Origin of the sequence: Streptomyces odonnellii (genome assembly GCF_000981895.1) — a bacterium.
GTDB lineage: Bacteria > Actinomycetota > Actinomycetes > Streptomycetales > Streptomycetaceae > Streptomyces > Streptomyces odonnellii.
This window is the reverse complement of record NZ_LATD01000422.1, coordinates 1-6,835: the sequence shown is the minus strand read 5'-3', so window position 1 is coordinate 6,835 and position 6,835 is coordinate 1. Positions and strand designations below refer to the sequence as shown.

Annotated in this window: 7 protein-coding genes; 6 read left to right on the top strand and 1 reads right to left on the bottom strand. The window is 71.6% G+C overall.

Annotation, left to right across the window (positions count from 1 at the left end; all coding sequences use genetic code 11):
- Both WH07_RS31675 and WH07_RS31670 read left to right on the top strand, forming a co-directional pair.
- A partial coding sequence (locus WH07_RS31675) for a DUF2690 domain-containing protein (RefSeq protein ID WP_046507792.1) occupies positions 1-551 on the top strand: 551 nt, incomplete at its 5' end.
- Positions 552-939: 388 nt separating this feature from the next.
- The gene (locus tag WH07_RS31670) at positions 940-1,929 is read left to right on the top strand and encodes a malate dehydrogenase (RefSeq protein ID WP_046507785.1); all 990 of its coding nucleotides are present in this window, start codon (positions 940-942) and stop codon (positions 1,927-1,929) included.
- 96 nt (positions 1,930-2,025) lie between these two features.
- On the opposite strand, the gene WH07_RS31665 is transcribed toward WH07_RS31670, so the two are convergent.
- Positions 2,026-2,535: a carboxymuconolactone decarboxylase family protein gene (locus WH07_RS31665; protein ID WP_046507782.1), complete on the bottom strand. Its 510-nt coding sequence runs from the start codon at positions 2,533-2,535 to the stop codon at positions 2,026-2,028.
- Positions 2,536-2,582: 47 nt separating this feature from the next.
- Between WH07_RS31665 and pdxR the strand changes: the two genes are divergently transcribed.
- From pdxR to WH07_RS31645, 4 genes are all read left to right on the top strand, one after another.
- On the top strand, positions 2,583-4,121 hold the full coding sequence (gene pdxR / locus WH07_RS31660) for a MocR-like pyridoxine biosynthesis transcription factor PdxR (RefSeq protein ID WP_408645974.1): 1,539 nt from the start codon (positions 2,583-2,585) through the stop codon (positions 4,119-4,121).
- Positions 4,122-4,300: 179 nt separating this feature from the next.
- The gene (locus tag WH07_RS31655; RefSeq protein WP_046507779.1) at positions 4,301-4,690 is read left to right on the top strand and encodes a VOC family protein; all 390 of its coding nucleotides are present in this window, start codon (positions 4,301-4,303) and stop codon (positions 4,688-4,690) included.
- A gap of 529 nt (positions 4,691-5,219) precedes the next feature.
- Positions 5,220-5,504 carry a hypothetical protein gene (locus tag WH07_RS31650; RefSeq protein WP_046507777.1) on the top strand — a complete coding sequence of 95 codons (285 nt, stop codon included), beginning with the start codon at positions 5,220-5,222 and terminating at the stop codon, positions 5,502-5,504.
- A 39-nt stretch (positions 5,505-5,543) separates the two neighbouring features.
- Positions 5,544-6,725, top strand: coding sequence for a glutathionylspermidine synthase family protein (locus WH07_RS31645; protein ID WP_046507774.1), 1,182 nt, complete (start codon positions 5,544-5,546; stop codon positions 6,723-6,725).
- Positions 6,726-6,835: the final 110 nt, after the last annotated feature.

Sequence of the window (6,835 nt, the reverse complement as noted above, 5' to 3'; positions counted from 1 at the left end):
GCGGGGCGGGCATCCCGACCGGGCCTGGGCCCGGGCCTGCGCCCCGGCGCCCGCGGCGGAAGGCGATTGTCTTCGCGGGCGCGGTCGTCGGCGCGCTGCTTGTGATCGTCGGTGCGGTGCTGCTCGCCGACATCGGCGGGGACGCCGCCCCGGCGCCCGCCGCCAAGTCCCCTTCCCCCTCGCCGTCTTCCAGCAGCCCCGTCCTGCCCGCCGGGGTGAAGTGCGCCGGTGACGACTGTTCGGGGCAGGACCCCGAGGCGATGGGGTGCGGCGGGAGCTTCGCCAAGACCGTTTCCAGCGTCACGGTCGGTACGGCGCTGATCGAGGTACGCCACAGCCAGACCTGCGGGGCGGCATGGGCCCGGATAACGCAGGCCGCCGCGGGCGACGAGGTACGGATCACGCCGAGCGAGGGCAAGGCGGAGGCCGCGGCGGTGGAGGCGGCGGCGGTCAACGCGTACACGTCGATGGTGGCGGTTCAGGCCGGGGCGACCACGCAGGCGTGCGCGACCCTGACCACAGGCGAAACGGGCTGCACTCCGGCGCAATGACGCGCCCGGCCCGGCGCCGGGTGTCGTCGCGCCGGGTGTCGTCCTCAAACGCCGGACGGGCTGGAATCGCGCCCCCCCCGCGCATGGGCGCGGACTCGGTGCCGCCCGGCAAAATCAAGCCCGTCCGGCGCTTGAGGACGGACCGGCCCCGCACGGACGCGGTGATCCATGCGCCCGCCCCGCAGCCGGTGCCGCCCGGCAAGAACAAGCCCGCCCGGCGATTGAGGACGGAAACGCCCCGCCCGGTGCCCGGGCGCCCCTGCACCGGGCCCCGCGTCCACCGTCGGATAGCCTGGCCGTTGGATGTCTCTTCACGTCAAGATTCGCTGCGGAGATGTCCCGCACCAGGGGCAGGAACCCCCACCGCCAGCGTCTTACGGAGATCACCATGAGCCGTACTCCCGTGAATGTCACCGTCACCGGCGCGGCCGGCCAGATCGGCTACGCGTTGCTCTTCCGCATCGCCTCCGGCCAGCTCCTCGGCGCGGACGTGCCGGTCAAGCTGCGTCTCCTGGAGATCCCGCAGGGGCTCAAGGCGGCGGAGGGCACCGCGATGGAGCTGGACGACTGCGCGTTCCCGCTGCTCAGGGGCATTGAGATCACCGACGACCCGAACACCGCCTTCGACGGCGCCAGCGTCGCCCTGCTCGTCGGCGCCCGCCCCCGTACCAAGGGCATGGAGCGCGGCGATCTGCTCTCCGCCAACGGCGGCATCTTCAAGCCCCAGGGCAAGGCCATCAACGACCACGCCGCGGACGACATCCGGGTCCTCGTCGTCGGCAACCCGGCCAACACCAACGCGCTGATCGCCCAGGCCGCCGCCCCCGACGTACCGGCCGAGCGCTTCACCGCGATGACCCGCCTCGACCACAACCGCGCCATCTCGCAGCTCGCCGCGAAGACCGGCGCCGCCGTCTCCGACATCAAGCGGCTGACGATCTGGGGCAACCACTCCGCCACCCAGTACCCGGACATCTTCCACGCGGAGATCGCCGGCAAGAACGCCGCGGAGACCGTCGACGACGAGGCCTGGCTGGCCGACACGTTCATCCCGACCGTCGCCAAGCGCGGCGCCGCGATCATCGAGGCCCGAGGCGCCTCCTCGGCCGCCTCCGCCGCCAACGCCGCCATCGACCACGTCCACACCTGGGTCAACGGCACCGCCGAGGGCGACTGGACCTCCATGGGCATCCCGTCGGACGGTTCGTACGGTGTGCCGGAGGGCCTCATCTCGTCGTTCCCGGTCACCGCCAAGGACGGCGCGTACGAGATCGTCCAGGGCCTGGAGATCAACGAGTTCTCGCGCACCCGGATCGACGCCTCCGTACGGGAACTCCAGGAGGAGCGCGACGCGGTCCGCGCCCTCGGCCTGATCTGACCCTCCGACGGACCAGGACAGAGAACGCCCCCGGCACATGAGCACGGTGCCTGGGGCGTTTCTCCGTAGTGGTGGCACGCAAGGCGGGTCGGCGGGTCAGTGCGCGAACTGCCCCGGCGTGTAGTGGCCGGGCACCAGCCGCGCCGACACCCCGAACCGGTTCCATGCGTTGATCACCGTGATCGCGGCGATCAGATGCGCCAGCTCGGTCTCGTCGAAGTGCGCCGCGGCCTTCTCGTACACCTCGTCCGGTACGAACCCGTCGGTCAGCACCGTGACCGCCTCGGTCAGCTCGATCGCCGCCAGTTCCTTCTCCGTGTAGAAGTGCTTCGACTCCTCCCAGGCGCTGAGCTGGATGATCCGCTCCGTCGACTCGCCGGCCGCCAGCGCGTCCTTGGTGTGCATGTCGAGGCAGAACGCGCAGTGGTTGAGCTGGGAGGCGCGGATCTTGACCAGTTCGAGCAGGGTCGGTTCGACGCCCTGCCGGGCCGCCGCGTCCAGCCTGACCATGGCCTTGTAGACCTCGGGGGCCAGCTTGGCCATGTCGAGGCGCGGGGAGTGCTCGGGGGCGTAGGTCTTCGTCTCGTTCACAGATCGCGTCGTCATACGTACGACGCTACGCGCCCGGTGGCACAGGCGTATGGTCCATTTCCATGACGGATTCATGGGCCAATCCGCCTTGCCCGGCGGAACCGGCGGGACCGGCGGAGCCGACAGAGCCGGCAGAACCGGCAGATTCGGCGGAAGCAGCAGGACCGGCGGAGCCGGCACCCGACAGTGGCCTCGGCACCGACCTCCACCTGGAGCTCCGCGCCTCCGCGCTCAGCGGGTCCGCACCTCGGGGCCCCGGTCTGCGCGCCGGTCTCATGAACGCCCTGCGCGAAGCCGTCCGTACGGGCAGACTCGCCCCCGGCACCCGGCTGCCGTCCTCCCGCTCGCTCGCCGCCGACCTGGGCGTCGCCCGTAACACCGTGGCCGACGCGTACGCCGAACTGGTCGCCGAGGGATGGCTCACCGCCCGGCAGGGCTCCGGTACCCGGGTGGCCCCGCGGTCCGCGCCGCGCAGGCCCGCGCCCGCGCCGCCCCGGACCCGCCCGGCCCACCGGCGGCCCGCGTACAGCCTGCTGCCCGGCTCCCCCGACCTCGCCGCCTTTCCGCGCGCGCGGTGGCTCGCCGCCGCCCGCCGCGCGCTGACGGCGGCGCCGCACGAGGCGTTCGGGCTCGGCGACCCACTCGGCCGGATCGAACTCCGTACCGTGCTCGCCGACTATCTGGCCCGGTCCCGTGGTGTGTACGCGGCGCCGGAGCGGATCGTCGTCTGCTCCGGCTTCGTCCACGGACTGATGCTGATGGCACAGGTGCTCGTCGCACGCCGGGTCCGGGCCGTGGCCGTCGAGTCGTACGGTCTCGACTTCCACTGGTCCGTGCTGACCGGGGCGGGCATCCGGACCCCCGCGCTCCCGCTGGACGCGCTCGGCACCCGTACCGAGGAACTGGCCGAGGTGCCCGGCGCCGGCGCGGTCCTGCTGACCGCCGCGCACCAGTACCCCATGGGCATGGCGCTCCACCCCGACCGGCGCGCCGCGGCGGTCGACTGGGCACGCGGCACGGGCGGAATCGTCCTGGAGGACGACTACGACGGGGAGTTCCGCTACGACCGGCAGCCCGTGGGGGCGCTCCAGGGACTCGATCCCGAGAGGGTGGTGTACCTCGGCACGGCCGGCAAGTCCCTGGCGCCCGGGCTGCGGATGGGATGGATGGTGCTGCCCGAGGAGCTGGTGGGGGAGGTGCGGAAGGTGAAGGGTCCCCAGGACTGGGCGTCGAGCACGCTGGACCAGCTCACGCTCGCGGAGTTCATCGCCTCGGGCGCGTACGACCGGCATGTCCGCTCCATGCGGCTGCACTACCGGCGCCGCCGCGACCAGCTCGTGGCGGCGGTGACCGAGCGCGCGCCGGGGATCCGGGTGACCGGGATCGCGGCCGGACTGCACGCCGTCGTCGAACTCCCGCCGGGCACCGAGCGGTCCGTCGTCGAGGCGGCGGCCCGGCAGGGGCTGGCGGTGTACGGGATGAGCCGCTTCCGGCATCCGTCGGTGCCGCGTGACCGGGACGCGCTGGTCGTCGGGTACGCCACGCCGCCGGACAGCGCGTGGACCGGCGCGCTGGAGGCGCTGTGCCGGTCGCTTCCGTGACCGTGTCCCGAACCTCCACCGCCCTGACCTGAACTGTGCTGATCCGTGCTGCGCGGTGGCAGCGAGGTCGACAGCCCGCGGGCCCCGAATTAGGCTGATCGATACGGCATCGCGTGTCGGTCACCGTCCGGGTGAGGCATGGAGGTGCCCGTGAGTTTGCCTTACGGAGGCATTCCACAGTGTCGATCCAGTTGAACCACACCATCGTTCATGCCCGGGACAACCGGGAATCCGCCGAATTCCTGGCGCATGTCCTCGACCTTCCGGTCGGAGCCGAGTGGGGCCCGTTCATCCCCGTCGAGCTGAGCAACGGCGTCACCCTGGACTTCGCGTCCATACCGCCCGAGTCGATCGTCCCGCAGCACTACGCCTTCCTGGTGAGCGAGGCCGACTTCGACGGGATCTTCCGGCGGATCCAGGACCGGGGCGTCACCTTCTACGCCGATCCGCACCGCCGGCACCCCGGCGAGATCAACCACAACGACGGCGGGCGCGGCGTGTACTTCATGGACCCGGTGGGCCACGCCATGGAAGCGATCACCCGCCCGTACGGCGGCGGCGAGAGCTAGGGCGTGTCTTCAAAGTAGCGTCGTCCGCCCGAAGGGCGGGCCCGGCGGCGTCTGGTGCGTGCGATCGCAAGGCGGAGGGGCGTCCTTGTACTGGACGTACTTGGATGATCCCGACAACGCGGCGAGCGTGCGTGCCAGGCGTCGCCGGGCAGACGGGACTTTGAAGACACGCCCTAGGGCCTCTCGTTTGGATCTTGCTGGGCTCGCGGGCCCCGGCACCGCGCCTCGCGGCGTTGTCGTCGGTCGCCTACTCCCCCACAGCCTTGAGGGCGTGGGAGGTACCCCCTCCGCGTGGGCTCCCTCCTCCGCCTTGCGATCCGCCCCCGTAGCCTGAACGGCACGGGAGGTACCCCCTCCACCAGACCCCGCTCCCTGATCCAGCCAGATCCAAACGAAAGACCCTAGGCCCTGTCCGGCGCCCGCTCTGTGCCGGCCCAGTGCAGGCGCGGGACCCTGAGGGGGCGGGGTTTTCCCCGCCCCCTTACGCTTGCTGGCGCGGAAGCGGTACGTCAACGGGGGAGGGCGGCGCATGAGTGCGACGCGGCGGAGGCTGAGATCGAGCACGGTCGTGCTCGGCGGCATGGGAATCCTGGCGCTCACGATCACATCCTGTGGCTCGGAGCCGGACAAGCGGTGCGCCGACCGGGCGACCGGGAAGACCCTGCCGAGTTCCCAGTGCGAGCGCGGCGGCAGCGGCTCGTACTACTACGGCGGATCCAGCAAACAGGGCAAGGTCCAGGGCGGCAGCTTCGACAAGTCAGCCGTCGACCGCGGCGGTTTCGGCTGCGCGAACTCCGGCTCGGGCGGTGGCTGACCGGCCTCGGCGCCCGTCGGAAGCCCTGGTGATCCCCAGATGAAACGTCACTGCACCGACCCCCGTCCCGGCTGGCAGCAGACCGTCGAGGGACAGGGTGTCGTCTATCCGCTCACCCGCTGTCCGGACGGCTCGCTGCGTCCGTACTGGGACGAGAGCGCCTACTACTCCTTCACCCTGCCCGAGGTGGAGGCCCTGGAAGAGGTCGTCGAGGAGCTGCACGCCCTCTGTCTGGGAGCCGCCGCGCACATTGTCGAGCAGAATCGTTTCGCCGATCTGGGGATCACCGACCCCGGACTCGCGGCCCTGGTCGCCGAGTCCTGGCGGCGCCGCGCCGAACTGCCGTCCATCTACGGCCGGTTCGATCTGCGATACGACGGCAGGGGCCCGGCGAAGATGCTGGAGTACAACGCCGACACCCCCACCTCGCTGGTCGAGGCCGCGAGCGCGCAGTGGTTCTGGATGGAGGAACGGTTCCCCGACGGCGACCAGTGGAACTCCCTCCACGAACGGCTCGTCGCCGCCTGGAGACGCCAGTCCGCCCTGCTCCCGCCGGGTCCTGTGCACTTCGTCCACTCCGACGCGGACGAGCTGGGCGAGGACCTGATGACCGTCGCGTATCTGCGGGAGACCGCCGAACAGGCGGGCCTCGCGACCGAGGCGCTCTCCGTCGAGGAGATCGGCTGGGACCGGCTGTCCGGCCGTTTCGTCGACGAGCGGCTGCGCTTCATACGGAGCTGCTTCAAGCTCTATCCGTGGGAGTGGCTGACGACCGACCGGTTCGGACCGTACGTACGGGACACCCTCGACAACGGCGGCGGCACCGGCACCACCTGCTGGATCGAGCCCGCCTGGAAGATGCTCCTGTCCAACAAGGCGCTGCTCGCGATCCTCTGGGAACTCCACCCCGGCCACCCGAATCTCCTGCCCGCGTATCTCGACGGCCCCCGCGAACTCGCCGCCGCCCGCGGTTATGTCGCCAAGCCGCTGCTGGGCCGCGAGGGCGCGGGAGTGACCGTCCATGAGCCCGGCGGTGCGCCGGTGGTACGGGACGAGGCCTGCTGCTACCAGGAGCTGGCCCCGCTGCCGGACTTCGACGGCAACCGTGTCGTGCTCGGCGCGTGGGTCGTCGAGGACGGGGCGGCGGGGCTGGGCATCCGGGAGTCGGAGGGCCTGGTCACGGACGAGTACGCGCGCTTCCTCCCGCACGTCATCCTCTGAGCCCGGCCGACCGGCCCCGCCGACCGCCTCCGCCGACCGCCCCTGACGACCGACGACCGGCCCACAGCTCACCGGCCCCCGCTGGCCGGCCTCGGCCCACGGGCCCTCAC